Here is a 25,483-nt window from a genome sequence, read left to right on the forward strand (position 1 = left end):
CATGCGGAACGAAAAGACTGCGATGAAACATTGGCAATTCGGCGGCGTCACAGGAAAACTCCTCGTTGGCCTGGGTTCCATGCTGGCATTCACCGCGCTGATCGCCATCACGGGCGTGTGGTGGATCATGAAGCTGGAGCGCGTCAACGACGAGATGGTTGACGCGGGACTGGTGGTGGAGCGGCAGATCAAGGAATGGCATCGCTTGACGCGGGCCAATACCTTGCGGACGCTGCTTTTGCTCAAAACCAATGACCCGGCACTGGAAAAGGAAGTTCGCGCCGAGATCGACGAAACGGTCAAAAAAGTCAACGTTATCCTGCGCAAACTGGATACGGCCTTGCACGATGACCCGATTGTGGAGACCTTTTCCGCGGCAACCGAACGGCGCCTGCAATACCAGAAGATCCGCGCCGACGCATTCCAGGCCAAAAAGGCCGGCGACGAGCGCGAAGTCACCCGCATCATTGAGCAGGAGCTGATGTATGCGCAGAACGGCTTTCAGGCCGCGGTACAGCAGCTGTCCGACGAGCAGGTCGCGCATATGCAGGAACTGGTCGCGAGCAACAATGCGCGGTCGGAACAGGCGCGACTCATCGTTGCAGTCTCCACGTCCGTCGCGTTCGTCCTGGCGCTGCTGTTCTGGCTGGTGGCGCACAAACGCTCCAGGGAGGTCGAGCGCACGCTGAATCATCAGCTGTCGGAAAGCACGGAACTGCAGCAGGCAATCCTGGACAGCGCCAATTTCTCCATCATCTCGACGGATACCAACGGAGTGATCCGCCTGTTCAACAATGGGGCGCATCGCATGCTGGGTTATTCAGCCAGCGAGCTCTTCGCCCGGCATACACCCGACTTGCTGCACGACGAAACCGAAATGGCGGAGCGCGCGCGGCAGCTGAGCCTCGAACTGGGACAACCGGTCAAAGCCGGTTTTGAAGCGCTTGTTGCCAGGGCGCGCGGCGGCTTGGCGGACGAGCGGGAATGGACTTATATCCGCAAGGACGGCAGCCGTTTGCCTGTCATGGTATCGGTCACGGCGCTGAGGGATGAGCAGCTTGCGCTGACGGGTTTTCTTTGCGTTGCCTACGACCTGATAGAGCGCAAGAGGGTCGAAAACATGAAAAATGAATTCATTTCGACGGTCTCACATGAATTGAGAACCCCGCTCACCTCCATTCGCGGCTCGCTCGGGCTGATCTTCGGCGGTGTGGGCGGCGAGTTGCCCGAGACCGTGAAGAACCTGGTGGGCATCGCCAAGAGCAACTGTGAGCGCCTGATCCGGCTGATCAACGACATGCTGGACAGCGAGAAGATCGAGTCCGGCAAGATGCGCCTGGACCTGCAGGTCATTGACCTCAAGCCGCTGATCCAGCAGGTGCTGGCCGCCAACGAGGGTTTCGCGGGCCAATACGGCGCGACCTTGCGGCTGCAGGCGCCCGATGCGCCGCTGCAGGTGCGCATTGACGGGGACCGCATGATCCAGGTGCTGACCAACCTGCTGTCCAATGCCGTGAAATTTACGCCGCAGGGCGGGGTCGTGGAGGTGCGGGTGTCGCGCGTGGCCCAGGGTGTGCGGGTCGAAGTAGTGGACAGCGGACCCGGCATCCCGGAGGAGTTTCGCGGCCGCATCTTCCAGAAATTTTCGCAAGCGGACTCTTCCGACACCCGGCAAAAAGGCGGGACCGGCCTTGGGCTCAACATTTCCAAGGCGCTCATCGAGAAGATGGGCGGCAGCATAGGCTTTAGCAGCACGCTGGGCACGGGCACCACCTTTTTCTTCGAGCTGCCCGAATGGCAGAGTCCGGTGCCGCAGCTGCAGCCCTTCCGGGCCAAGGCTGACGCCTTCCAGCCGCGCATCCTGATTTGCGAGGACGACCCCGACGTGGCCAGGCTCATCAGCATGATGCTGGCCAAGGCGGGATTTGAAGCCGAGATGGCATACAGCGCTGAACAGGCTTTGGCCTGCCTCGCGCGGAGCAGCTACGATGCCGTGACCGTGGATCTGAAGCTGCCCGGCCAGAACGGTATCGCCTTCATCAGTGCGCTGCGCGACAACGAAAGCACACGCAAGCTGCCGGTCGTGGTGGTCTCGGCCCTGGCCGAGGAAGGGCGGCTGGAGTTCAACCACAAACCGCTCACTGTCTCGGATTGGCTGCAAAAGCCGATTGATGAAGATCTGCTGGTCCTCAGCGTACGCCGGGCCGTCGCCGGCATACAGGCCGGCAAGCCGCGCATACTGCATGTGCAAGCCGATCCCGATATCCAGCGCATCGTCGCCGCGGTGGCCCAGGATTTCGCCAACTTCACATCTGCCGCCACGCTGGACGAAGCCCGTGCCCTGCTGCGGGAGCAGCCCTTTGACCTGGTGCTGCTGGACCTGGGGCCGGGCAAGGAGTCAAGCTGGGACCTGGTCGAGGACATTGACGCGCTCGATCCGCGGCCGCCGGTGATCGTGTTTTCGCCCAGCGACACGGACCTGGCGGAAGATAAGCGGGCCGAGGCAGTCCTGCTCAAGGCCCGTACCTCCAGCATGGAGCTGTTAAGCACCATCCAGCGTATTCTGCAGATTCCCGCAGACCCAGGCACCGCCGCCCCGACCCCCTGAGCAGCCCCATGCGGGCACCGCCGGATTAATTTCGTGAGGTGGGGGTAAAAAATTTTTGCAGCGCCGCCGTGAAGGCGGGCCTGCATCCGCAGGCAAAGCCCGCTCGGCCTTCATCAGCACACCACAGCGATCACGCAGCTCGCCTGCGAGCGCGCGTGGCCCTGCCAACTATTTCACGTTCTCCAGGAATAAATCCCGCCCCGGAAACGCTTCGTTGCAATTCATGTGCGTGCCTCTCCAGGCCGCTGTGGGGCGCTCGCTAAGATGGCCCGCGGCGCGGCAGGGACGCGCCGTCGCAACGCAGGCCAAAGGGAATGTTTGCCCAAGGCCTGTTTTTTTATTGAGAACTCAAGGGAGGAAACATGAGCAAAAAAATCGCAGGCCAATGGGCCTTGGCATGGGCTATTGGCACCAGCATGGCGGGAGCGGCCTACGCAGCGGCGCCTGATGTGGGAGGCATTCGCCTCGGCATGGATGTGCAGGAGGCCCTGAATATTGCAAACACCGATCTGAAAAACAAGGTTTATGTGAGCAGCACAAAAACTGCGCTGAAGCTGACCATAGACGGCAGAACCGGTACCTTCGACAACTACAGCTACGTCCCCAAATTCAACAACGAAGCCAAGAACCTGAACTTCAGCATTTCGCCTTTGACCAACAAGGTGTGGGCCATTGCCAAGACGGAATACCCGGCAGGGGACCGGCCCGCATTAAAGGCCATCGCGGATGCATCGGCCAAATACGGCAAGGTCAATCCGGCCAGCCTGCGCCCCGAGGGCTATAGCCAGCACTGGATGTATGACAAGGGGGGCAAGGAAATCGAATGGGTCACCGTCTATGACAAGCCCAAGAACGGCAATTGCTTCGATTCGCTCAAGGACTATTTCATTGGGGGCGTCGTGACGGGCTATCTGTATTACCCCGTGGCACCCACCAACGCCTGCGCCACGATTTACAGCGTGTCGTCCCGCTCCGGCAAGCAGGACGGCCTGGCCGACAAGTTCTCGTCCTTTGCCATGGATGTCAGCGCGTTTGCCGACTGGTACAAGGTGCTGGATGAGCAGCGGACCAAGGCGCTGGAAAGCGAAAAGAGCCGCGCGGCCAAGCCGGCGCTCTGATCAACACGGCAAGCTGAAGCACGGGCGGGCCGGCTGCCCGGCTTCTGCCTTGACAGCTTGAGCCATGCCCGGGACGAGCCAGGCAAAAAAATCCCGCAGTTCTCATGCGGGATGAAGTTGTCACCACCAAAGTGACAGGAGAGACAACAGGGAGAGATTCAGCGGGTCGGGGTCACTCCGCCTGGATGTTCGCGGCCTTGACGACCTTGGCCCATTTGGCGAGGTCGGACTTGATCAGTGCGGCGTATTCCTGGGGCGTGCCGCCCTGGATTTCTATGCCGGCGGCTTCGAGCTTGGCTTTCACGTCGGGCAGTTTGAGCGCCGCGTTGATCTCGGCATTCAGCCGGGTGATGACGGCCGGCGGCGTGCCGGCCGGCGCGAGGAAACCGCCGTTGGTGTTGGCGTCATAGCCCTTGAGTCCCTGTTCGTCGGCCGTCGGGACGTCCGGCAGCGACAGGGTTCGTTTGCGCGTCGACACGGCAAGCGCCCGGACGTTGCCGGCCTTGACCTGCGACTGGATGGCGCTGATGGTGTCTATGTACAGCGCGGTACGGCCCGCCAGTAAATCCGGGTGGGCGGCCGAAGAACCTTTGTAGGGCACCAGCAGCATCTGCGCGCCACTGGCCATGCGGAACATCTCGGCCGCCATTTCCTGGGCGCTGCCGCGGCCCGAGGTGGCGACTTTGGCCTGGTCCGGGTTGGCTTTCATCCAGGCCACGAACTCGGGCAGGGTCCTGGCCGGAATCTGCGGGTACATGGCAAACACCAGCGGAACCTCGTGGGTGTAGACGATGGGCTCAAAGCTTTTTTCCGGGTCCCAGCCGAGGTTTTTGAACAGGAATTTGTTGGTGTTGTGGCTGCCGCCCACGATGCCTATGGTGTAGCCATCAGGCGCGGACTTCGCGAGCACTTCGGTGCCCAGGTTGTTGGACGCGCCGGGCCGGTTGTCGACGATCACCGGCTGGCCCATGGAGATTGCCAGCTTGTCGCCGACGACCCGGGCAATGGTGTCTATGGCACCGCCGGGCGGCGCGGGCACGATGATCTTGATGGCGCGCGTGGGGTAGGCCTGGGCGAGGGCCAGGGCCGGGACCAGAGCCAGCGAGGCCGAAACGGCAAGGGCCCTGATGAGGGTTGTGCGTTGCATGTTTATTTGTCTCCTTGTTTGTGGTTCGGGCCCGCTCACCTTATTGCGTGGTGATCTTGCGGCTGCGGATGATCTGGGCGTAACGGGTTTTGTCCGCTGCAATCAGTTTGGAGAATTCCTGCGGCGAGGTGGTGCGCGGCACGGCCCCCAGTGAGGCGAAACGCGCCTTGACCGCTTCATCGGCCATGACGGCGCGCACATCGGCGGCGATCTTCTCCACCAGATCGGGCGGCGTGCCCGCGGGCGCCAGCAGGCCTATCCATGAAATCGCGTTAAAGCCCGGGAGCGCGCTTTCGGCGAGGGTGGGCACATCGGGCAGGGCGGCGACGCGCTTGTCGCCGGTCACGGCCAGGGCGCGAAGTTTGCCGGCCTTGATGTGGCCCGAGGCTTCCAGCACGGTCATAAAAGACAGCTGCACATGGCCCGCGATGAGGTCGGCGATGGCCGGCCCGCCGCCGCGATAGGGCACATGCAGGATGAAGGTGCCGGTCTGGTCCTTGAACATCTCGGCCGCGAGGTGCGGCGCGCCGCCGGCGCCTGAGCTGCTGTAGGTCAGCTGGCCGGGCCGGGATCTGGCCTGCGCGATGAATTCGGCGGCGGTCTTTGCGGGCACCGCCGGGTTGACCATCATGGCCAGCGGCAGTTCGGCCACCAGCGACACCGGGGCAAAAGCGCTGTCCGGGTCATAGGGCAGCTTGGGGTAGAGCGAGGGGTTGATGGCCTGGGTGCCGATATTGCCCAGCAGCAAGGTGTAGCCGTCACGCGGCGCCTTGGCCACGAAGTCGGCGCCTATCTGCCCGGCCGCGCCGCCCTTGTTGTCGACGATCACGGGCTGGCCCCAGCGTTTGGTCAGCTGCTCGGCAATGATGCGGCCGCCCGTGTCGCTGCCGCCGCCGGGCGGGAAGGGCACCACCAGCGTGACCGGCCGGGTGGGAAAGGTCTGCGCACCAGTGCCGGTGCAGGCGAGGGCGGCCACGGCGAAAGCCATGGCAAGGGCAAGAGGTCTGCTGATCATTTTTTGTCTCCGTCATTTGTTTTTAGGTTAGGTCTGCAAAAGGCGAATGCGGGGCCTATGTCGTCAGGCTCATGGCCGGCCGCTGGCCCGCCAGGGCCTGGGCGATGCTGTCCAGCACCATCTCGCCCATGGCGGTCCGGGTTTCCCAGGTGGCGCTGGCGCGGTGGGCTTGCAGCGTCACGGCATCGGATTGGCGCAGTGCCAGGGGAACGCGGGGTTCGTCGACAAAAACATCCAGGCCCGCACCGGCAATGCGGCCCGCGGCCAGGGCCTCTGTCAGGTCGGCTTCGTTGACCAGGCGGCCGCGCGCGATATTGACCAGGAAGCCGCGCGGGCCCAGCGCGTCCAGCACGGCGGCATTGATGATGCCTTCGGCCTTGTCGGCCGCGGCGCAAAGCACCAGCGCATCGGAGCCGCGCGCCAGCGCCAGCAGGTCCGGCACATAAGGATGTGCAACGCCGTCGATGGGCTGCAGGTCGGTGTAGCTGACAGGGCAGGCAAAGGCCGCGGCCCGCTGCGCGACGGCGCGCCCGACCCGGCCCATGCCGACAATGCCCACGCGCATGCCGCTGAAGCGGCGGGCCAGCGGAAGGGCGCTGGGCTGGGGACGCAGCTCCCATTGGCCTTCGCGCACAAAGCGGTCGCCCGCGCACAGGTTGCGGCAGGCGGCGATCAGCAGGCCTATGGCCAGGTCGGCGACGTCTTCGGTCAGCGCGCCCAGTGTCGCGGTGACGGGCAGGCCGCGGGCCCGGCAGTAGGCCAGGTCGACCGCGTCGGTGCCGACGCCGTTGACGGCCACCACCTTGAGCCCGGGCAGTTGCTCGAGCATGGCCCGTGAAATGCCGGTATGCCCGCCGGTAATGGCGGCGTCCATGGAGGCGCCATGCTCCCGCAGCCAGGCTTGCGGGTCGGCCAGCTCAAACAGCTTGTGCACGGTGTAAAGGGAGGCCAGCTTGTCGTTGATGGCGGGGATCAGGATGGGATTGAGTTGGAGGATCCGGGGTTTCATGGAGAGGATTCAGTTCATGGAGCGAGGTGAAGCGCATGGTATGAATGAATTGATGAGATCGTCAATATTGATGTATAAAATCAATATAAATTCATTCTTCCCATCACCATGGCTTCCTGGATTTCAATGAACGAGGCTTGTGAGCTTCTCGGCGTGCGGCCGCAGACGATTTACGCCTATGTCAGCCGCGGCAAACTCGAGGTCGCACCCGACCCGGTCGACACGCGGCGCAGCCTGTACCGCGCCGAAGATGTGGCGGCCCTGGCCAAACGCAAACAGGCCGGCCGCAAGCACGAGACCGTGGCCGCCAACACGCTGTTCGGCGCGGAACCCAGCATCCCGACGGCGCTGACCGCCTTCTTCCGCGGGCGCCCGTATTACCGGGGCCGGGACGTGATCGGCCTGTCGGCCTCCGCCACTCTGGAGGAGGTGGCGCAGCTCTTGTGGAATGCCGAACAGGTGGTCGATTTTTCGTCGCCTGAAGCTGCGCCGGGCAAGCCGGGGAGGGCCCTGGCCTTTACCGCCCTGGCCGGCCTGGCGGCCGAAGGGCATTCGACGCGCGGGCGCCTGACGCGGGTGCTGCACGGCGAGGGGCAGCGCCTGGTGGGCCTGGTGGCCAATTCCTTCGGCGCCCGGCAAGGGAGCAAGCCGCTGCATGTGCGCCTCGCGCAGGGCTGGAAACAGCCCCCCGAGGTGGCCGAACTGCTGCGCACGGCCATGGTCTTGCTGGCCGACCACGAACTCACCGGCTCGGCTTTCGCCGCGCGCATTGCGGCCTCGACAGGCGCCTCATTGCCGGCCTGCCTGCTGGCGGGATTGACCACGCTTTCGGGCCCGCTGCACGGCGATGCCTCCGGCCGTGTCCAGGCCCTGTTCGGCGAGGTGGAGCGGCTCGGCGAAGACAGGGCCATAGACCATTACCTGTCGACCGGCCTGGCCTTGCCGGGGTTCGGCCACCACATCTACCCGGACGGCGACCCGCGCGCGGCCGCGCTGCTGGCCTTGTTTGAGCCTTCAAAAATGATCACGCGCTTTATCGAACAGGCCACGCAGCTGACCGGCCTGCAGCCCAATATCGACGTGGCCCTGGCCGCGCTGGTCGCCCACCACCAGTTGCCGGCCGACGCGGCCTTTGCCTTGTTCGCCACCGCGCGCAGCGTGGGCCTGCTGGCGCACAGCCTGGAACAGCTGGGTGTTGCCCAGGTGATACGGCCGCGCGGGCGTTATGTGGGCGTCATGCCGGACATGCCGTAGGGAGGGTCGGCCGCGATTTCTGAAAATTTCGCGGAAACAGGCCTAAGTCCCGGCCTCTGTTAATTTTTTTGAATCCCTCTTGGCTGATCGGCTGCCCCCTCAGGCGGGTTGTCGTAGCCAATTCAGTTTTTTGAACTTTCAGACCAGGCTCTGAGGCTCCCGGCTGGCTCTGTTCAATAAATTAATTCTTTGGTTCTAATACTTGGTAATAGAAAGGCCAAAAGTTGCCAAACGGTCTACTTGCAAAAAAATGTAACGTAAAGCAAAGTCAATCAGGCACCGCGTCCCGGGAGAGCGGGCTTCTTGCAGCGCAAATCATCGACAGAACACACGTTAAAAAATGTTAAAGCGACAGTCATCGGCGCTTGCAGCCGCTCCCACGGCGTCCTTTGGTGGAGCCAGGGCTTTGGATCCCGCTGATCCCAGGGCTTGAACTTCACAACCAAAGCGGCGCCAGCATGCATTCCTGTCTTCACCTTCCCCTCAAGCCGCTTTGCCTGACGCTGACCTTTGCCGGCCTGGCCATGGCGCCACATGCGGGCCACGCTCAAGTCACCAACAATTTCTCGGCCACAGCCACCCAGGACTGGAACGACGCAGCCAACTGGAGCGGCGGCACACCGACTGCTGCCAGCGTGGCAAAGGTCCCGACTAACCAGCAGGCGGACGTTACCGGGGCAGCCCAGGTGGGCACGCTGCAAGTGGAGGAAAACGGCCAGGTGGTCGTCCATACGGGCGGCACCCTGGCCGCCGGCACGCTTCTGGTGGGCACCACGCCAGCGCCGGGTACCGCGGGATCACTGCTGATTGATGGAAGCGTCACGGCCACCCGGGTGAGCGTGGGCGACACGGTCACCGGAGGCCAGATCTTCATCAGCGGCGCCGGCGCCACTCTGAGCGTGACGCCCCCCAGTCTGGCTGCGGGCGACCAGTTCATTGTTGGCAACAATGGCGACGGGACCCTGGGCATTCGCTCCGGCGCCACCGTTACGGTGGGCGGCACCCGCACCCTGCACCTGGGCAACGTGGGCACCGGGACGCTGATCATCGGCAACATTGGGCCCAGCGGCACGCTGGATGCCAGCGCCGTGGTTTTCGGCAATCCCAGCTCCAGTATCAAGTTCAACCAGAACGACGCCGCACCCTACACATTCTCTGCGGCGATCAGCGGCGCAGGATGGGTCGAAGTGTTCAACCACGGCGGGGGCCCCACCATACTGACGGGTGCCAACAGTTACACCGGCGGCACTTTCGTCAGAACCAATGCCCGCCTGACCGGCAACACCACCAGTCTGCAGGGAGTCATCAGCAACGAGGGCGTGCTGACCTTCGATCAAAGCACCAGCGGCACCTTTGCCGGCTCCATCAATGGAGGCGGCACACTGATCAAGGAAAACATTGGCACGGTGATTCTCTCTGGCACCAACACCTACACAGGCGGCACCACCATCAATGGCGGCACCTTGCGCGGCACTACCGCCAGCCTGCAGGGCTTGATTACCACCAACGCCAACCTGGAATTCTTGCAATCAGGCAACGGAACGTTTGGCGGCGCCATCAGCGGCACCGGCAATGTGGTGAAAAGCGGCACCGGCAATGTGACCTTTTCCGGCACCCACACCTATAGCGGCAGCACCACCGTCAACGGCGGCACGCTGTCGGTCAACGGCAGCCTGACCAACTCTGCCGTGCAGGTGCTGAACGGCGGCACGCTGGGCGGCACCGGTTCCGTGCGCAACACCACCATCCAGTCGGGCGGCACGCTGGCGCCCGGCAACTCCATCGGCACGCTCACCGTCGTCGGCAACCTGACCTTCAACGCGGGCTCCGTTTACAGCGTGGAAGTCGACTCAGCCGGCAGCAACGACCGCACCAACGCCACCGGCACGCTGACCATCAACGGCGGCACAGTCAACGTGCTGGCCAGCGCCGGCACCTACTCGCTGGCCACGCGGTACACCATCCTGAATGCCGCGGGCGGGCGCACCGGCACCTTCACCGGCCTGAACACCAATCTGGCGTTTCTGACACCGTCGCTCACCTACGACCCCAACAATGTGTACCTGACCCTCGCCCGCAATGGTGTCGGCTACAACAACCTGCCGGGCATGACGCCCAACCAGCAATCGGCCTCCGATGCGCTGCAAAATGCCTCCGGCGGCGCGAGCGGTGACATGCGCACGGTGCTCAGCGCCGTCAACGGCCTGTCGGCGCCTCAGGCCCTGGCCGCCTTCGACGCCATAGGCGGCGCCAACCTCGTGGCTTTGCGCCGCGCCGGCCCCAGCTTTGCCGCCGCATTCGGTGAGCAATTGCAGGCACGCATGGGACGAAGCAGCCTGGGCAGCGTATGCGGGAGTGACGATGTTGCGGACCGCGAAGCCTTGCGGGCACTTTTCCCGGCCATCGAGGACGGTTGCGGTTTCTGGCTGCGTGGTTACGGCAGCCGCCAAAACACCGACAGCGACGGCAATGCCGTCGCCAGCCGCCTGAACAACACCGGCCTGAGTGCGGGTTACGACGCCGAGCTGCGCCCGGGGTTGATGGTGGGGGGCGCCGTGACGATAGGCACGTCAAAGGTCAGCTTTGATTCAAGCGACCAGGGCAGAGCCCGCAGCGCGGGGCTGGCGATCTACGCCGGCTACACCGACGGCGCATGGCGCCTGAACGGCCTGGCCAGCCTGGCTTTTCACGGCAACCACATGGACCGCGGCATCGTGGTCGGGCCGCTCAGTCGCATGGCCTCATCGGATTTCGACAGCAGCACCGCCACGGCCTATGGCGAATTGACATACGACCTGGACATGGCCGGCTGGACGCTGCAGCCCATGGCCGCGCTGGCCTTCAGCCGCAACCAGACCAACGGTTTTACCGAGCAGGGCGCCGACGCGCTCAACCTGCAGGTCGCCGCGCAAACCGTGTACTCAACGAAGTCCTTGCTGGGGCTGAAGGCCGGCTTTGATGTGGGCCGCCTGCGGATCGAGCCGCGGCTGCTGTGGGCGCACGAGTTTGGCAACTACAACGCCCCGATGACGGCACAGTTGCAAGGCGCCAGCACGCCCTACCAGTTCCAGATCGCGGGCGTATCCCTCAATGCCAACACCGTGGTCCTTGGCGTGGGTGTTTCAGGCCGCATCCATGACAACTTCAGGCTCTTTGCCGACCTTCAAACCGAACAGAACGCACGCCAGCGCAACCTGGCCCTGCTGATGGGCGTGCGCGGCAAATGGTGAACACCTCCACATTCGATCTGCCCACCCCGGCTGCGCCCAGTCTCTGGTTTGTTTTTTAGCCGGTTAACCGATTTATCCACTTAACCCACGCATACCCATGCCTTACAAAAGCATGCCTCCCATCCCCCCGGCGCCCCTCACGCCACGCCCACCTCTAAAGCCCCTTAAACCCGGCAAGGACGCAGGGGCCCGACGGTACGACACCATTGTTTTGCTGCTCATCCTCAGCCTGGTCGTGGTGATGGCCGGTGGCGCGGCGCGCTACATCCTGGTGGACCGGCCCGCGGCGAAGGCACAGAAGGAGGCCCAGCTACTGATGCAGCAACTGATGGCCGCAAGCCAGAAGAACCAGCAGCAGCTCGAACAAAAGCTGGCGGAGGCGAAGGCCCAGACCGAGGCATTGCGCGCCAACATGGAGCAGATGAAAGCCGAGATCCAGCTGCCTAAAGCCGCGGTTGAACCGGTTCCGGAGCCCGTCCAGAAGCCGGTGCCCGACGCCCTGGCCCTGGAACGCAAGCGGCTGGAGCGGGTCAAGGCGGTCGATGAACTGGTGGACTCCCTGACCCCCACTCTGCAGGTCAAGTTCCAGCAAAAGGTCGCCTGGCTGGACCACACCGTCTCCTTCGGTTTTAGCGTGACCAACGCAAGCCGCCGTGCCGTCCGCGTGGGCCAGCCGCGCCTCGCCCTGACGCTGCACCCCTTGCCCAACATGCTGCCATCGGCGCTGGCACTGAAACCCGGCGACATACGGGCCGACATTTGCCCCCCAGGATTGATCGGGCCGGGGGAGACGATCAATTGCAATGTGGTCCTGCGCGCCGAAGCCTCTTTCACCGGCGTCGGCCACATCTCGTTTCGCACCATCATCTCGGCGCGCACCGACCTTGCCGCCAACAGCGAAACCTGGAAAACGGTGCGTTCCGCGTACAAGGACGCCTACCTGGAGGAGCGCATGGTCAAGGATGTGTCCCTGAGTGGAGAGCTGTGGCGCTAATTTTTCGATGCGTCCCTTTTATGGCGAAGATGGGTGGCCTGGGGCAGGGCGGGCTCAGCCCAATAGTTTGACCAGCGCCCGCACCCCCGCCGCCACCTCGCCGTCACCGATCAAGCCCAGCCCGAAGGTCAGGCCGTTGTAGCGCAGCCGCCGCAGCCCGGACCTATCCAGCGCTTCCACCGCGATGCCCGCCTCGGCGGCCGCGCGCGCCACCTTGTACGCCTCCAACTGCGGCGCCAGCATTGTGCTCACATGCAGCCCGGCGGCCGACGGCAGCGGTATCAGCAGCCCTTCCGCATGCTGCTCCATCGCCTGCAGCAGGGCGTCGCGCCGCCCCGCATAGACGCGGCGCATGCGCCGCACATGGCGTGCGAGATGCCCTTCGCGGATAAAGGCGGCCAGCGCCAGCTGCGTCAGCAAGGGCGGCGCGCCCTGGGTAGCGTGCAGCGCCGCCGCGAGCCGCTCCCGCGCCCAGGCCGGCGCCACCACAAAGCCGGCGCGCAGGGCAGGGAACATCACCTTCGAAAAAGTACCGACATAAAACACCAGGCCGCTGTCGTCCAGCGAATGCAGCGCGTCCAGCGGCCCCCCGCCGTAGCGGAACTCGCCGTCGTAGTCGTCTTCGATCACGACGGCCTGGTGTTGCCGCGCGAAGTCCAGCAACTGCGAGCGGCGGTTCAAGGACATTGCCGTGCCGACCGGGAACTGGTGCGAGGGCGTCACGCAGATCACCTTGGCCTCGGGCGGCAGGCGGTCCACGCGCAGGCCTTCCTTGTCGAGCGGCACGCGCTGCAGCTGCGCGCCGCGAAACGCCATGGCCGCGTGCAGGGGCGCATAACCCGGGTCCTCGACGGCCACCACCGTGGCCTGCGGCGTGACCAGCAGGTCGGCCAGCAGGGCGAAGGCATGCTGCGCGCCCGAGGTGATGAACACGTCATCGGCGCTGCAGGCCACTGCGCGCGACAAGGACACATGGCCGGCAATCGCTTCGCGCAGCTGGGGGTCGCCGGCGGGATCGGTGTAGGCCCTGGGGGCGCGCGCGAAGTCGTGCTGGGCGCGGGCGCACAGGCGCCGCCAGCCAGCCCAGGGAAACTGCGCGTGGTCCGGCAGGCCCACGCGGAAGTCAAACCGCGGCCCAGGCGGCATGGCTTCGGCGGACCACGGTGCCACGTGCCGCCATGCGTCGGGCAGGTCGGCCCGTGGCGGGCCGGCGGGGGTGGATGGCGGCGCCGCATGGCCACGTGGCGGCAGGGTCGCCGCGACAAAAGTGCCCGCGCGCTGGCGCGGCAGCAGATAACCTTCGGCCGCCAGGTGGTCATACGCGGCCAGCACGGTGTTGCGCGACACGCCCAGCCTGTCCGCGAGTTCGCGCGTGGTCGGCAGCCGCACGCCCGCGGCCAGGCGCCCGTCGATGATCGCCGCCCGGATCTGGCGGTGCAGGGCGGCGAAGCGCTCCCGCGAGCCGGCCGCGGGCATGTCGATGTGAAATTCCATGCCGGTATGGCCCTTATGAATTAGCAAATTGTGGAGCTTCAAAGGTACCAGATGGCATGCCATGCTCCGGCCCGGAAACATGAAATAAAACCTGAAACAAAGGGTGATACCCCCATGGATACCGCACTTGTCCTGCTCTCGCTGTTCCTGATCGACAGCCTGGCCATCGTCAGTCCCGGCCCCAACATCCTTCTGGTCGTGCATGCGGCCGCCGAGCGCGACCGGCGCGGCGCCTTGCTGATTGCCGTGGGGCTGGCCGCCGCCGGTGCCATGTGGGCGCTGATCGCGGTCACTGGCCTGACGGCGGTTTTTGAGCTCATGCCTTCGCTGCAGACGGCGATCCGCATCGCCGGCGCGGCCTATCTTTTGTACATTGCCGTGCGCCTGTGGCGTTCGCACGCGGGGCCCAAGCCCACGGTGGCCGTCTCCGATCGGGCGGCGCAGCCTGCGCGCCAGGCGCTGCTGCGCGGCCTGGCCACCGGCCTGCTGAACCCCAAGTCGCTGGCTTACTTTGGAAGCATCTTTGTGTTGCTGGTGCCGGCCGATGCCGGTTGGCCGCTTCGCGCCGCGGCAGTCGGGCTGGTGCTTTTCGACGCGCTGCTCTGGTACGGCCTGGCCGCCTGCCTGTTCTCGACGCCGCGCGTGATCGAAGGCTATATGACGCTGCGCCGGCCTATAGACCGGGCTTGTGCGGCGCTGATGGCGGCTTTCGGCGTCAAGCTGATGCTGTAGCGCGGGGGAGGCCGGCTGGCGATGAGCAGCGACATGGATCGTTCGCGCACTATTGCGGCGGCTTCAAATTCCCTCGCATCGCCTCCGAGCGGGCGTCTTTGATGAACTCGAACCAGGCGCGATCCTCTTCAACCAGCGTGCGAGCGCGTTGCTCCTCCTCTGTGTCGAAAAAGCTTGTACTTCCGATCCGGGACTTCACGATCGGCATCGACACGACTCCGGCAAGGATTCCCGCCTGAATCCACCGACGGTCGCGGGGCTCACCACGGGCATATTTGGAAAGGGCGGCGTCGTTTGGATCCAGAAACCAGGCCCTCAGTCCGTCGCGCTCAACCTTGATGAGGCGGTCACGCCAGCCGTCCGGCAATGCCGGTAAATCAGGGGAGACGGCGTCGAGAAAATAGCCTGACTTCTCGTGATAGGCCGAGTTTTCCCCCAACGATTTCGCAATGTCAAAGATGCGGCCGGGATCGGCCTGGGTGAAGCAATCCACGTCGTTGGACAAGGTCATGGCCTCGGGGATCTCGAAGCTCTGCTCCAAACCCAGGATGGAAAGGCTGCCAATCACGACAAAGTCGGTGTGGCCGGACAAGATCCGGGCCTCTTTGAACATCGCGAACAGGGCGTCCAGGTTCATGCGTGCACTCCCACCCACGGCGAGTTTTGCCGTAGCGAAGGACCCCATCCATCGGCGTCGGAAACCATGGTGCTTGCCATGGCGACTGGATCCAAACTCAAGATCTGCTCCCATTTCCGGATGTAGTCCGTGCTGCAGAGCCGTTCTTTTTTCCAGCGATCCACCACGGCTCTAGCGTTCTGAATGAGCTGGTCACGCTGGGAGGCAGGCAGCGTGACCAGATCCAGCGCAATTCTGTGGTGCCTGTTCAGCCGGTCTTTCTCAACCATGGCCTGATTCGCTCGGGCAAGCTGGCGCGCCGAACGCTGTGGATCGTCAGGCTGCGCCTGGTTAAATCTCTCGGGTGAGACGACATAGGCTACAACCTTGCCGTGTTTTTCAATGGCCACGGGCGCAATTCCCGCGGCTTTGATGAGCTGCCCAAATTGCTGCTTGGCGATGCTTGAGGGGAATTGCTCCATCTGGGGGCTCCACGTTGAATTGTCCATTTTAATTAAAAATGTCCAATTTGTCTGCTTTAGCCCGGGGATGCCATGCAGGAGTGAATTATTCGAAGAACACGGTGCAGACCGACCAGTTCACCACTTCCGGGGCAGAGGCCGGGGCGGAGGAGGCCGGCGCCGGCGTGCTGACCAGCGAAGTCAGATGCAACACAGGCCACTTCGAGCCGGGAAGTGCCTGCCCGTGCAGCTTGGTCACCCGCATCAGCCGCTTGGCGGGGTCGTCGCCAGCAGCCGTTTCGTTGTAGTCCAAGCGGCCAACGGCGCGGGAGTCCGAAGGCGAGCCTGCCGGACGCCGGAGTTGCCGAGTCATGCTCATGTCAGGGCCTGCATCGTAGCTGGACGAGCGTCCGTGTTCCAGAAGATGTCCGGCGAGGCGCAAATCGCCAGGCTCGCGCACCAGAGTTCTGGAATCCACAAGCCAGAGATCCTTGGGCGCATCGCGCAAGACGTTGGTCAAGGAATTCGGCGAGGCCGCGTGCAGCCTGAACACGCCCTGTGCCTTTCCGGCATAGCTCACAGCGAAGGGCATGCGGCGGATCGTGACCGACGCTCCGTTGGACTCTACGAGACGGTCGCTCTGGCTTAGCTGAAGATCACCGCAGCGCGTGTTGACTGGCGCAGGGCGATCAGCGGCGCAACCGGCAACGAGCACCGTGCAGACAGCGATCAGGCTAGCCGTCCTGTCAAAAGACACGGCCGTCTTTGAGGCCCAAAGCGATGCGCGAATAATACTTAACATAATACATATCGTGGAATTAATCGACTCACAACCCAGCTGGAGCAGTAGGCACAGGCTGATCGTTGGTGGCGCTTGGCCGCGTGCGATAGGCAGCAGCCAGTCTGGCCCCATGCTCACGCAGAGGACGCTCCACAAATCGAAAATTCAGGTCGGCCGTCAGCAGGATCAGCACCGCAGCCGCCGCACTGAAAGCTGCGGTCTGCTCAGCACCGGGCAACTGCCAGCCGTTGATCCTGAAGTACCCTTCTCGCACGGCGAAAAACACCGCCTCGTGGCATAGGTAGATGGCGTAGGAGCGCGTGCCAAGGTAGATCAGCGCTGCGCGGACCCGCCCTGGCTTGATGAGCACGGCCTGATCCAACGCGGCCAGCGCCACCAGCAGCACCGACACTAACGCGGCCACTCCGGGGTAGTCGCGCAACGGCCCAGTGGGCAATAAGATCAGCGCCAGGCAGAGCGCTGGCAGCAGGATGGCACGAAACACACCGATGCGGCCGGTTAGCTGTTTCAGCAGTGCAATTGTCTCTGGCGTGACGGCCAGCAGAACACCCAGCGCGATCGCATCGGTCCTGATATTCCACAAAAGCCCGGGCGGAGGCCGATGTAGAGCGATCTGCACCAGCACCAGAGCCACCAGCACAAACTTAAGGCGTGATCTCGACAAGAACACCACCACAAATGGGAACACGAGGTAGAACTGTTCCTCCAGCGACAAGCTCCAGTAAATCACGCTGGAACCACAATTTTTTGCTTCAGCACATGCGGCGAAGTTGAAGTTAGCCACTTGCAGTAGGGCGGCAAGGGTGCCAGTCGCAGTATTAAAGAAGCTGCCAAAGCTCCCCGAATTATTGAAAAACAGCGAGGCACCTAGGTACACCATCAGCCACAGCGTGGCCGAGGGCCACAATCGCCATATGCGCTTTATCCAGAACGGGACGGCAACAGCCTTGAAGTCTTGCCATGACCGACCGGCAGGCCGCGCGACGAAGCTGCTAGCGATGACATAGCCGGAAATGCAGAAAAACAGGTCTACGCCGCCACCTAGTGCCGTATTTGAAGCAAGCACTTGGAACCAAGCGGGCTTCCACGCAAACAACAGGTTGAGGTGAGCAACCAAGGTGATCAAGATGGCGACAGCGCGCAAAACCTCTATTTCTGGCAGGCGATGTCTGCCCGGAAAATCTGGCTGGGTTAATGTAGGCATGGCGCATACTAGTTTGCAAAGTGACGAATTTTTCGATAATCGAAAGGTTTTGAGATCAAGCCGTCCGAAGCGCGAAAAAAAACCCTCCGATTAGGGGAGGGTTTTCTTAACATTACAAAGATCGTGGTGTTATGACAACGAGACTCTAACTACATAGTTGTAATAACGAGTCCGGAATATACATCGTGGAATATAAAAATAACCCTGCTAGGGGGCGCCAGTGCCCGGCTGCGCGCTCTGCTCGCTGAAACTGGCCTCAAGTTGCCCAACGCGGCTCTGCATCTGCAGGTCTCGCTGCGGACTTTACAAAACTGGCTTAGCGGCCGGCACCAGATACGGCACCGGACAGCGCGAAGTCCGCATAACCCGTCGTTGCTGGCAATTCCAGTGCAAGAGGAACGCCGACACCACGCCCGCATGGTGTGGCGATGACGAGGCTCTGAGCAGCCAAACGGAACTGCCGGCACAAAATCAAGCACGGTCGATGCAGGATGTGGGATAGCACGCTGGACCTCACGCCACCCAAGGCGATTACGCTGGAGTTCCCTGAGGGGCCACTGCTGTGTGCTTTGAATGCCCGCCCGGTCATCGGGTGGCGCGGCACTGGTTAAACAGTTTTGGCGACTGTTGGGTGTTGGACACCAATCCCTTCGTAGTGTGGCTCACATACACTGGGAATTAATAAAAGGCATTAGCGGCTGGTTGCCGCGTTGTGTTGGACAAAAATGAAATCTAAAGAACGGCTACACATGTACAGATCGCTTCAAGGTACTAGAGCAGTTGCAGCGATGCTTGTTGTGTTGTTTCACCTTGGAAGTACCTTGGCACTGAGCAAGTACTTTGGAATTGATGCATTAGCCGTCCCCTTCAAATTTGGTAGCGCCGGTGTTGAATTTTTCTTTGTTCTCAGTGGCTTCATCATCCTCAGTGTGCATGCTAAAGACATAGATAGACCGGATCGATTAGCGGCATATATCCGAAAGCGAATTAGCCGCATTTTCCCCATCTACTGGATTATTTTTCTGTCGATATTTGTAGTCGCTATGCTATTGAGCGGCTTTAGAGATAACGTTCCCAAAGATGTATCGCATGTCCTAGCCTCACTATTGCTCATTCCGCAGGAGGCGGGAGCTCCCGTGGTTTCGGTTGCGTGGACGTTGCAGTACGAGATGTGCTTCTATCTATTTTTTGCGGTTTTGATTGCGAGTCGGTGGGTGGCACTTGCTCTTGGATGCTTTTATCTTTATCTGTACTCCACTTATAGTGGCTCCCCATCTGTAGGCTTTCCTCTGTCTTTCATATTTCGAGACTATGTTTTTCTTTTTATGATGGGTGCGCTGGTGTCATTCGTCAATTCGAAAAACAAGAGTCTCTTGAGAGCACCTGTCGCTGTTGCGGGGTTCGGGGTTGCACTTTTTGCGTTAGTGGCGATTGATGTTGTTGCGGGAGCCAATTTGCTTAATGCTTGGCGCACGATCCTTTATGGCATAGCGAGTGCCGTGATTATTCTCGGTCTAGTACAAGCAGAGAATAGAGGTAAGGTCTTGCTCGATCAGAATTGGCTCCAATTAATGGGTCAATCCTCATACTCCCTTTACCTAATTCACTTTACTGTGATCGGGGTTTTTTCCAGGCTTGCTATGTCGATTGGGCTTAATGGGTTCGGATGGTTCGGGGCGATGGCAACTTACGGGGCCATACTGTGCGCATGCATTGCCATCTCGCTGGCATTCCACATTTGGGTGGAAAAACCTATCGCTGGTTACCTCGGCAAAAAGCGTGGCCAGCCTTCACTGCTGACGTCGTAAGCCGCCGACTGACAGCTAAGTACACTTGATCACTCTGCCCTCGTCCTAACTGAATCAAGGGCCCGTTTGGCGCTCTGGTCAGCTTGGCTGGGCTCGGCCTTGCTGGGCCGCACGAATCGCCGCAGCCCGTTTACGCTCACCGTAGGCTCACCATTGCCCGGCCGGCCGCTTCTTCCGGATCGCCGCGGCGATGGCTTCGACGGCGTCCGGGCGATTCGCTTGCTCGGCGAACTGCAAGGCGGTCAGGCCTTGCTGGTTCTTGAGCTGGGGGTCGGCGCCTTCTTCGAGCAGCAGCTTGACGGCCGCCGGCGTGCCGTACATGGCGGCCATCATCAGCGGCGTCGTGCCGTTGGGCGACTCGGCGTCGATATAGGCGTTGTTCTCCAGCAGCAGGCTGATGATGGCCACGTTGCCGTTGCTGGCGGCGTAGTGCAGCGGCGTCCAGCCGGTCTTGTTGACGTCGGCGCCCCTTTTGATCAGCTTTTCGGCCAGCGCCTGGTGGTCCTTGATCGCGGCCAGCATGAGGGCGCTTTCGTCCTTGCTGTTGAGGATGTTGACGTCGGTCTTGGGCCAGGCGATCAGCGCCTCGGCGACCTTGGGCGAAGGCTCGCGCAAGGCCAGGTACAAGCCGGTCTGGCCCGCCGGGTTCAGGGTGTTGGGGTCAAAACCGCGCTGCAGCAGGTTCTGGATGACGGCGGGATTGTCCTGCCGTATGGCCGCGAAAAAATCTTCGTAGGAGCCAGCATTCGCCACAGAAAAACCAGTAATGACAATAAGATAAATTGCCTTCTTAAAGTATTGGATGAGGTTTTTCATGAGGCGTTCACCCCGCTGAACAGGCGCTCGAAATTGCGGCTGGTGGCCTCGGCGATGGTTTGCAGCGGTTGCTGCGTCAGCTCGGCGATCTGCTTGGCCACAAAGGGAACGTAAGACGGGTTGTTGGTTTTTCCGCGGTAAGGCATGGGCGCCAGGTAGGGGCTGTCGGTCTCTATCAGCATGCGGTCCAGCGGAACGAATTGCGCCACTTCGCGCAGATCGGCCGCGTTCTTGAAGGTCAGGATGCCGGAAAACGAGATGTAAAAGCCGAGGTCCAGAGCCGCGCGGGCCACGGCCAGGGTTTCGGTGAAGCAGTGGAAAACACCGGTGGCGGCGCCTGGCTGCCCCGCGCTGCCGCCCTCCTCCTTGAGGATGGCGATGGTGTCGTCAGACGCGCTGCGGGTATGGATGACCAGCGGCTTGGCCGTTTGGCGTGCCGCGCGTATGTGCACTCGAAAGCGCTCGCGCTGCCATTCCATGTCGGCCACGGTGCGCTCGCCCAGGCGGTAGTAGTCCAGCCCGGTTTCGCCTATGCCAACCACCTTGGGCAGGGCCGCGCGCTGCAGCAGGTCGTCCAGGCTGGGCTCGCGCACGTCCTCGTTGTCGGGGTGCACACCCACGGTGGCCCAGAAATTATCATAGCCCGTGGCCAGGGCGTGGACGGTTTCGAATTCTTCCAGGGTGGTGCAAATGCATAGCGCCCGGTCGACCTGGGCGTCCCGCATGGCCTGGCGGATTTGCGGCAGCTGGGCCTGGAGCTCGGGAAAGCTTAGGTGGCAGTGGGAGTCGGTAAACATGGCGCAATGGCTCTGGATGGGTGCCGCTATCCCACTATATATATAGAGGGACAGGGGGTGAAAGGCATGGAAAGCGGGGCGGCCGGCGCGGCCGCCGCTCCGCTTAAATCGTCTGGGTGGGCCGGTCGGAGGCCAGGTGCGCGCCCAGGATTTCCTCGATCTTGATCTTGAGCAGGCGGGATTTTTCGTCGGACGGGAAACGCACGCCCACGCCCTGGGTGCGGTTGCCGGCCGCCCTGCCCGGCGTGACCCAGGCCACCTTGCCGGCCACCGGGTAGCGTTGCGTGTCTTCGGGCAGCGTCAGCAGCACGTAGACGTCGTCGCCGAGCTTGTAGTCGCGTGCGGTGGGAATGAAAACGCCGCCTTCCTTGAACAGCGGGATGTAGGCGGCGTACAAAGCCGCTTTTTCCTTGATGGCCAGCTGGACGACGCTGGGCCGGGCGCCGGCGGCTGCGGGGGAACTGGCGGGGGGCGTTGTACTCATGGCGCTAGTTTATCGGTTTGAAGGCGGCGGTGTCCGCAATTTGCGGGATGAATGGCGGGCTTTTTTATTTGGCATTGAGCGCCAGCCGGGCGCGGCTGACCAGCGATTCCAGCATCAGGCCCGGGTTGTAGGGATGCTCCACGGTGCGCGCGATGGCCGCCAGCTCGCGCGACCAGCTGGCCAGCGCATACAAGCCGGCACCCGCCTTGCCGGCCGCGGCCGACAGGTCGGCGGCGCTGAAAAAGCGCGGCGCGGCGCCCATGCGCACAGCCAGCACATCGTGGCAAAGCTTTTGCAGGGCGTCCACCGCCTGCGCCGGCGCCCAGTCCGACAGGGCGCTCACGTCGCCGCGCGCCATGGCTTTGGGCAGGGCCTGCCAGTGCTGGGCCGCTTCGCCGGGTGGCGCATCCTGGGCCCAGGCCAGCGCATCGGCCGGGCGCCCGCCCGAGGCGACTAGCAGGGTTTGCAGGTCGGCCGGCTTGGGCGCGGGCGCGGCTTTTTTGGCGCCGCCGCCCTCACCCGCCTGGCTGATTTCCTGCTGCAGCCAGCCCAGCGCGAGCTCAAAATCCGGCCAGACCATGGTGTGGCCCAGGCAGCGGCTGCGTATGGTGGGCAGCAGCTGGTGGGCCGCATCGGTGGCCAGGATGAATTTGACGGCCCCGGGCGGCTCTTCGAGCGTCTTGAGCAAGGTGTTGGCCGTCACGTTGTTCATGCGCTCGGCCGGGAACACCAGCACCACCTTGGTCGTGCCGCGCGAACGCGTGAACTGGGTGAAGGACACGGCCTCGCGCGCCGCGTCGACCTTGATTTCCTTGCTGGGCTTGCGTTTTTTGCTGTCGAGCTCATCCTGGGTTTTTTCGTCCAGCGGCCAGCCCAGCGCCAGCGACAGGGTCTCGGGCATCAGCATGCAAAGGTCGGCATGGGTGTGCACGTCGACCGCATGGCAGCTGCCGCAGTGCCCGCAAGCGCCTTGCGGCGTGGGCTCTTCGCAAAGCCAGGCGCGGGCCAGCGCCAGCGCCAGCTCGAACTGGCCCAGGCCGGACGGCCCGCTGAGCAGCCAGGCGTGGCCGCGCTGCACCAGCAGGCTTTCCAGCTGGGTTTGCAGCCAGGGCGCCAGCGGCGGGTTGTTCGATACGGCTGGGCCGTCCGCGGTTTCGGTGTCGCTCATGGCAGCCAGCCCTTGTCCATAAAGACCTGGCGCACCGCCTGCCAGACTTCGTCGCGGCTTTTGGCGGCGTCTATACGGGCAAAACGCTCGGGGTGGTTTTTCTGCCGGTCGGCATAACCTTGCGCCACGCGGCGGAAAAACTCCAGCGGCTGGGCTTCAAATTTGTCGGGCACGCGCGCGCCGGCCAGGCGCAGCGCGGCCTCCTCAGGCGCCAGGTCGAACCAGACCGTCAGATGCGGCTCGATCACGGTTTCGACGCCGGGCTTCATGGGCGTGTTGCCGGCCGGGTCGCCCAGCAGGCCTTCGTCGGACTGCACCCATTGCTCCAGCGTGGCCAGCAGCTTGAGGTCAAAGCCGCGGCCCGCGCCCTGGTAGGCAAAGGTGGCATCGGTGAAACGGTCGCACAGCACCACCTCGCCGCGCAGCAGCGCCGAGGCGATCACATTGACGATGTGGTCGCGCCGGGCCGCGAAGATCAGCAGCGCTTCGGTCAGCGGGTCCATGGCATCGTTGAGCACCATGGCGCGCAGCTTTTCGGCCAGCGGCGTGCCACCGGGCTCGCGTGTCAGCGTCACCGCCCTGCCCTGGTCCTTGAAAGCCTCGGCCAGGCCGGCGATGTGCGTGGACTTGCCGGCGCCGTCTATGCCTTCGAAGCTGATGAAAAGGCCATGCGTGGGGTGTTTGGAATGCATGGCTACTGACCCCGGATGTATTTGTTCACCGCGCGGTTGTGCTCGTCCAGGCTGCTGCTGAACTGGCTGCTGCCGTCACCGCGCGCCACAAAGTAGATGGCCTTGGTGGGCGCCGGCTGCACCGCCGCGAGCAGCGCGGCCCGGCCCGGCATGGCGATCGGCGTGGGCGGCAGGCCGGCGCGGGTGTAGGTGTTGTAGGGGGTGTCGGCCAGCAGGTCGCGCTTGCGCAGGTTGCCGTCGAACTTGCTGCCCAGGCCGTAAATCACGGTCGGGTCGGTTTGCAGCAGCATGCCCAGGCGCAGCCGGTTGCTGAAAACGCCGCCTATCTGCGGCCGGTCCGAGGGCTTGCCGGTCTCTTTTTCGACAATGCTGGCCAGGATCAGCGCCTCATCCGGGGTTTTGAGCGGGGTGTCCGGGCTGCGCAGGGACCAGGCGGCATCCAGGCGCTTGTCCATGGCGCGTGCCGCGCGTTTGAGCACGGCCAGGTCGCTGGAGCCCTTGGCATAGGTGTAGGTGTCGGGGAAAAAACGGCCCTCGGGGTGCACGCCCGGCTTGCCCAGTTTTTCCATGATGGCTTCGGGCGCCAGGTTCAGCGTGTCGGGTGACAGCTGCTCGGCTTTTTGCAGGGCCGCGCGCACCTGGGTAAAGGTCCAGCCTTCGACCAGCGTCACGCTTTTGAGGGCTTGGTCACCGCGCACCAGCATGCTGAGCAGCTTTTGCGGCGTGGTACCAGGCGCCAATTCATAGCTGCCGGCCTTGATCAGCCGACCCTGACCCGAAAAGCGGAACCAGGCATGGAGCAAGACCGCCGGCACGTCTGCGCCGCTGGCGACTATGACGTCGGCGACGCCGCTGGCGGGCGTACCGGGCTCGATTTCCAGGTCCACCACCTGGCTGCCGGGCGCCAGGCGCAGCGGAATCGGCTCGTGCAGCCACCACAATCCCGCACCGAACAACAGCAGGGCGCCGGCAAATACCAGGATCAACAGACTTGTAAAGACACGACGCACAACCCAGCTACCTTTTCTGTACAGAACGCAAAAGCCGAGGCCTATGATAATTCAGCCCATCTCCCCACCGACCGTGAAGACCCCCATGACCCTGCCCAGCACCGCCCACCCGATTTCCGGCACCACCGAACTGACGCACCTGGGCGTCATCCGCGTCACGGGCGACGACGCCGTCACCTTTTTGCAGGGCCAGCTCACGCAGGACGTGGCGCTGATGGCCAACAACGAAGCCCGCCTGGCGGCTTTTTGCAATGCCAAGGGCCGCATGCAGGCCAGCTTTGTGGTCTTCAAACATGGCGCGGACCTGCTGCTGGTTTGCAGCCGCGACATCCTGCCGGCCACACTCAAGCGCCTGTCCATGTTTGTGCTGCGCGCCAAGGCCAAATTGAGCGATGCCAGCGCGGAATTCGCCTTGTATGGTGTCGCCGGCGCCGCCGTGGCCCAGCTTGCGGGCCGCGCCGGCGCCCTGTGGGAAAAAGCCGAGATCGGCGAAACCAGCCTGGTGTTTTTGCATCCCGGCGCCGGCCAGGCGCGCGCGCTGTGCTGCCTGCCGGCCGGCTCGCCCGCACCCCCGAGCCCGCATATCAGCCTGGCCGACTGGCAATGGCTGGGCGTGCGCTCCGGCATTGCCATGATCACCCAACCCATCTTCGAGGCCTTTGTGCCGCAGATGCTGAACTATGAATCCGTGGGCGGCGTGAACTTCAAGAAAGGCTGCTACCCCGGCCAGGAAATCGTGGCGCGCAGCCAGTTCCGCGGCACGCTCAAGCGGCGCGCTTATCTGGCCCACACCGCCGGAACACCTGCGGTCGGCCAGGAGGTGTTCCACGCCTCCGATGCCAGCCAGCCCTGCGGCCTGGTTGCCGCTGCCGCCCCCAACCCAGCCGGCGGTTCTGACGCCATTGTGTCCATGCAGACTTCCGCAGCGGCCGATGCTGGAGACGGCCGCCTGACCTTGGGAAGCGCTTCCGGTGACGCCCTCACCCTGCTCCCCCTGCCCTACGCACTGCTAGAAGATATTTAA

At 63.2% G+C, this 25,483-nt stretch carries 22 protein-coding genes; 8 read left to right on the forward strand and 14 right to left on the reverse strand.

The features are described 5' to 3' along the window. The first annotated feature begins 22 nt into the window (after window positions 1-22). Complete coding sequence (locus AC1DUN_RS13815; protein ID WP_477714439.1) at window positions 23-2,608, forward strand: ATP-binding protein; 2,586 nt, start codon at window positions 23-25, stop codon at window positions 2,606-2,608. A gap of 362 nt (window positions 2,609-2,970) precedes the next feature. After that, complete coding sequence (locus tag AC1DUN_RS13820; RefSeq protein WP_477714440.1) at window positions 2,971-3,726, forward strand: hypothetical protein; 756 nt, start codon at window positions 2,971-2,973, stop codon at window positions 3,724-3,726. A 172-nt stretch (window positions 3,727-3,898) separates the two neighbouring features. Here the strand turns inward: AC1DUN_RS13820 and AC1DUN_RS13825 are convergent, their stop codons facing one another. The 3 genes from AC1DUN_RS13825 to AC1DUN_RS13835 are packed head-to-tail and all read right to left on the reverse strand — an operon-like array spanning window position 3,899 to window position 6,897. Continuing rightward, complete coding sequence (locus AC1DUN_RS13825; protein ID WP_477714441.1) at window positions 3,899-4,873, reverse strand: Bug family tripartite tricarboxylate transporter substrate binding protein; 975 nt, start codon at window positions 4,871-4,873, stop codon at window positions 3,899-3,901. 40 nt (window positions 4,874-4,913) lie between these two features. After that, a complete protein-coding gene (locus tag AC1DUN_RS13830; RefSeq protein ID WP_477714442.1) occupies window positions 4,914-5,888 on the reverse strand; it encodes a Bug family tripartite tricarboxylate transporter substrate binding protein in 975 nt (324 codons plus the stop codon). Window positions 5,889-5,943: 55 nt separating this feature from the next. Continuing rightward, complete coding sequence (locus AC1DUN_RS13835; RefSeq protein WP_413328114.1) at window positions 5,944-6,897, reverse strand: 2-hydroxyacid dehydrogenase; 954 nt, start codon at window positions 6,895-6,897, stop codon at window positions 5,944-5,946. 126 nt (window positions 6,898-7,023) lie between these two features. Between AC1DUN_RS13835 and AC1DUN_RS13840 the strand changes: the two genes are divergently transcribed. From AC1DUN_RS13840 to AC1DUN_RS13850, 3 genes are all read left to right on the forward strand, one after another. Then, the gene (locus tag AC1DUN_RS13840; protein WP_477714443.1) at window positions 7,024-8,151 is read left to right on the forward strand and encodes a citrate/2-methylcitrate synthase; all 1,128 of its coding nucleotides are present in this window, start codon (window positions 7,024-7,026) and stop codon (window positions 8,149-8,151) included. Window positions 8,152-8,609: 458 nt separating this feature from the next. Then, window positions 8,610-11,381 (forward strand): autotransporter family protein, encoded by a 2,772-nt coding sequence (locus tag AC1DUN_RS13845; RefSeq protein WP_477714444.1) that lies wholly within the window; start codon window positions 8,610-8,612, stop codon window positions 11,379-11,381. A 211-nt stretch (window positions 11,382-11,592) separates the two neighbouring features. Continuing rightward, window positions 11,593-12,375 (forward strand): hypothetical protein, encoded by a 783-nt coding sequence (locus tag AC1DUN_RS13850; RefSeq protein WP_477714445.1) that lies wholly within the window; start codon window positions 11,593-11,595, stop codon window positions 12,373-12,375. A 54-nt stretch (window positions 12,376-12,429) separates the two neighbouring features. Here the strand turns inward: AC1DUN_RS13850 and pdxR are convergent, their stop codons facing one another. Next, window positions 12,430-13,869: a MocR-like pyridoxine biosynthesis transcription factor PdxR gene (gene pdxR / locus AC1DUN_RS13855; RefSeq protein ID WP_477714446.1), complete on the reverse strand. Its 1,440-nt coding sequence runs from the start codon at window positions 13,867-13,869 to the stop codon at window positions 12,430-12,432. Between the two features lie 114 nt (window positions 13,870-13,983). Between pdxR and AC1DUN_RS13860 the strand changes: the two genes are divergently transcribed. Continuing rightward, window positions 13,984-14,601, forward strand: coding sequence for a LysE family transporter (locus AC1DUN_RS13860; RefSeq protein WP_477714447.1), 618 nt, complete (start codon window positions 13,984-13,986; stop codon window positions 14,599-14,601). Window positions 14,602-14,650: 49 nt separating this feature from the next. Here AC1DUN_RS13860 and AC1DUN_RS13865 read toward each other — a convergent pair whose 3' ends face one another. The 4 genes from AC1DUN_RS13865 to AC1DUN_RS13880 all read right to left on the reverse strand — a co-directional run bounded on the left by AC1DUN_RS13865 (window position 14,651) and on the right by AC1DUN_RS13880 (window position 17,684). Further along, entirely contained in the window at window positions 14,651-15,238 is a 588-nt protein-coding gene (locus tag AC1DUN_RS13865) for a DUF6036 family nucleotidyltransferase (protein ID WP_477714448.1), read from the reverse strand. Beyond that, a complete protein-coding gene (locus AC1DUN_RS13870; RefSeq protein ID WP_477663147.1) occupies window positions 15,235-15,699 on the reverse strand; it encodes a type II toxin-antitoxin system Phd/YefM family antitoxin in 465 nt (154 codons plus the stop codon). The genes AC1DUN_RS13865 and AC1DUN_RS13870 overlap by 4 nt, the downstream gene beginning before the upstream one ends. 85 nt (window positions 15,700-15,784) lie before the next feature. Further along, window positions 15,785-16,270: a hypothetical protein gene (locus tag AC1DUN_RS13875; protein WP_477714449.1), complete on the reverse strand. Its 486-nt coding sequence runs from the start codon at window positions 16,268-16,270 to the stop codon at window positions 15,785-15,787. A 235-nt stretch (window positions 16,271-16,505) separates the two neighbouring features. Continuing rightward, the gene (locus tag AC1DUN_RS13880; RefSeq protein ID WP_477714450.1) at window positions 16,506-17,684 is read right to left on the reverse strand and encodes an acyltransferase family protein; all 1,179 of its coding nucleotides are present in this window, start codon (window positions 17,682-17,684) and stop codon (window positions 16,506-16,508) included. A gap of 725 nt (window positions 17,685-18,409) precedes the next feature. Between AC1DUN_RS13880 and AC1DUN_RS13885 the strand changes: the two genes are divergently transcribed. After that, window positions 18,410-19,492: an acyltransferase family protein gene (locus AC1DUN_RS13885; protein WP_477714451.1), complete on the forward strand. Its 1,083-nt coding sequence runs from the start codon at window positions 18,410-18,412 to the stop codon at window positions 19,490-19,492. Between the two features lie 147 nt (window positions 19,493-19,639). On the opposite strand, the gene AC1DUN_RS13890 is transcribed toward AC1DUN_RS13885, so the two are convergent. The 6 genes from AC1DUN_RS13890 to mltG form a co-directional block, all read right to left on the reverse strand. Then, the gene (locus AC1DUN_RS13890) at window positions 19,640-20,308 is read right to left on the reverse strand and encodes an ankyrin repeat domain-containing protein (RefSeq protein ID WP_477714452.1); all 669 of its coding nucleotides are present in this window, start codon (window positions 20,306-20,308) and stop codon (window positions 19,640-19,642) included. Further along, window positions 20,305-21,105 (reverse strand): TatD family hydrolase, encoded by an 801-nt coding sequence (locus tag AC1DUN_RS13895; protein WP_477714453.1) that lies wholly within the window; start codon window positions 21,103-21,105, stop codon window positions 20,305-20,307. Before AC1DUN_RS13895 ends, AC1DUN_RS13890 begins: the two co-directional genes overlap by 4 nt. Before the next feature lie 103 nt (window positions 21,106-21,208). Next, entirely contained in the window at window positions 21,209-21,589 is a 381-nt protein-coding gene (locus AC1DUN_RS13900; protein WP_007874426.1) for a PilZ domain-containing protein, read from the reverse strand. 64 nt (window positions 21,590-21,653) lie between these two features. Continuing rightward, window positions 21,654-22,757 (reverse strand): DNA polymerase III subunit delta', encoded by a 1,104-nt coding sequence (locus tag AC1DUN_RS13905; RefSeq protein ID WP_477714454.1) that lies wholly within the window; start codon window positions 22,755-22,757, stop codon window positions 21,654-21,656. After that, window positions 22,754-23,449, reverse strand: a complete 696-nt coding sequence (gene tmk / locus AC1DUN_RS13910) for a dTMP kinase (protein WP_477714455.1) — start codon at window positions 23,447-23,449, stop codon at window positions 22,754-22,756. The genes AC1DUN_RS13905 and tmk overlap by 4 nt, the downstream gene beginning before the upstream one ends. A gap of 2 nt (window positions 23,450-23,451) precedes the next feature. After that, window positions 23,452-24,459 (reverse strand): endolytic transglycosylase MltG, encoded by a 1,008-nt coding sequence (gene mltG / locus AC1DUN_RS13915; RefSeq protein ID WP_477714456.1) that lies wholly within the window; start codon window positions 24,457-24,459, stop codon window positions 23,452-23,454. Between the two features lie 85 nt (window positions 24,460-24,544). Between mltG and ygfZ the strand changes: the two genes are divergently transcribed. Then, window positions 24,545-25,483 carry a CAF17-like 4Fe-4S cluster assembly/insertion protein YgfZ gene (ygfZ, locus tag AC1DUN_RS13920; RefSeq protein WP_477714677.1) on the forward strand — a complete coding sequence of 313 codons (939 nt, stop codon included), beginning with the start codon at window positions 24,545-24,547 and terminating at the stop codon, window positions 25,481-25,483.

The organism is Polaromonas sp. P4_F6, from assembly GCF_056401275.1.

Excerpts from the sequence above, each read along its gene's own strand:
- AC1DUN_RS13815 (WP_477714439.1), top strand. The coding sequence starts at position 23 with ATGAAACATTGGCAATTCGGCGGCGTCACAGGAAAACTCCTCGTTGGC.
- AC1DUN_RS13900 (WP_007874426.1), bottom strand. The coding sequence starts at position 21,589 with ATGAGTACAACGCCCCCCGCCAGTTCCCCCGCAGCCGCCGGCGCCCGG.
- AC1DUN_RS13865 (WP_477714448.1), bottom strand. The coding sequence starts at position 15,238 with ATGAACCTGGACGCCCTGTTCGCGATGTTCAAAGAGGCCCGGATCTTG.
- pdxR (WP_477714446.1), bottom strand. The coding sequence starts at position 13,869 with ATGGAATTTCACATCGACATGCCCGCGGCCGGCTCGCGGGAGCGCTTC.
- AC1DUN_RS13875 (WP_477714449.1), bottom strand. The coding sequence starts at position 16,270 with ATGCCCTTCGCTGTGAGCTATGCCGGAAAGGCACAGGGCGTGTTCAGG.
- AC1DUN_RS13890 (WP_477714452.1), bottom strand. The coding sequence starts at position 20,308 with ATGAAAAACCTCATCCAATACTTTAAGAAGGCAATTTATCTTATTGTC.
- AC1DUN_RS13820 (WP_477714440.1), top strand. The coding sequence starts at position 2,971 with ATGAGCAAAAAAATCGCAGGCCAATGGGCCTTGGCATGGGCTATTGGC.
- ygfZ (WP_477714677.1), top strand. The coding sequence starts at position 24,545 with ATGACCCTGCCCAGCACCGCCCACCCGATTTCCGGCACCACCGAACTG.
- AC1DUN_RS13885 (WP_477714451.1), top strand. The coding sequence starts at position 18,410 with ATGAAATCTAAAGAACGGCTACACATGTACAGATCGCTTCAAGGTACT.
- tmk (WP_477714455.1), bottom strand. The coding sequence starts at position 23,449 with ATGCATTCCAAACACCCCACGCATGGCCTTTTCATCAGCTTCGAAGGC.
- AC1DUN_RS13895 (WP_477714453.1), bottom strand. The coding sequence starts at position 21,105 with ATGTTTACCGACTCCCACTGCCACCTAAGCTTTCCCGAGCTCCAGGCC.
- AC1DUN_RS13860 (WP_477714447.1), top strand. The coding sequence starts at position 13,984 with ATGGATACCGCACTTGTCCTGCTCTCGCTGTTCCTGATCGACAGCCTG.
- AC1DUN_RS13880 (WP_477714450.1), bottom strand. The coding sequence starts at position 17,684 with ATGCCTACATTAACCCAGCCAGATTTTCCGGGCAGACATCGCCTGCCA.
- AC1DUN_RS13905 (WP_477714454.1), bottom strand. The coding sequence starts at position 22,757 with ATGAGCGACACCGAAACCGCGGACGGCCCAGCCGTATCGAACAACCCG.
- AC1DUN_RS13845 (WP_477714444.1), top strand. The coding sequence starts at position 8,610 with ATGCATTCCTGTCTTCACCTTCCCCTCAAGCCGCTTTGCCTGACGCTG.
- AC1DUN_RS13870 (WP_477663147.1), bottom strand. The coding sequence starts at position 15,699 with ATGGAGCAATTCCCCTCAAGCATCGCCAAGCAGCAATTTGGGCAGCTC.
- AC1DUN_RS13835 (WP_413328114.1), bottom strand. The coding sequence starts at position 6,897 with ATGAAACCCCGGATCCTCCAACTCAATCCCATCCTGATCCCCGCCATC.
- AC1DUN_RS13840 (WP_477714443.1), top strand. The coding sequence starts at position 7,024 with ATGAACGAGGCTTGTGAGCTTCTCGGCGTGCGGCCGCAGACGATTTAC.
- AC1DUN_RS13830 (WP_477714442.1), bottom strand. The coding sequence starts at position 5,888 with ATGATCAGCAGACCTCTTGCCCTTGCCATGGCTTTCGCCGTGGCCGCC.
- AC1DUN_RS13825 (WP_477714441.1), bottom strand. The coding sequence starts at position 4,873 with ATGCAACGCACAACCCTCATCAGGGCCCTTGCCGTTTCGGCCTCGCTG.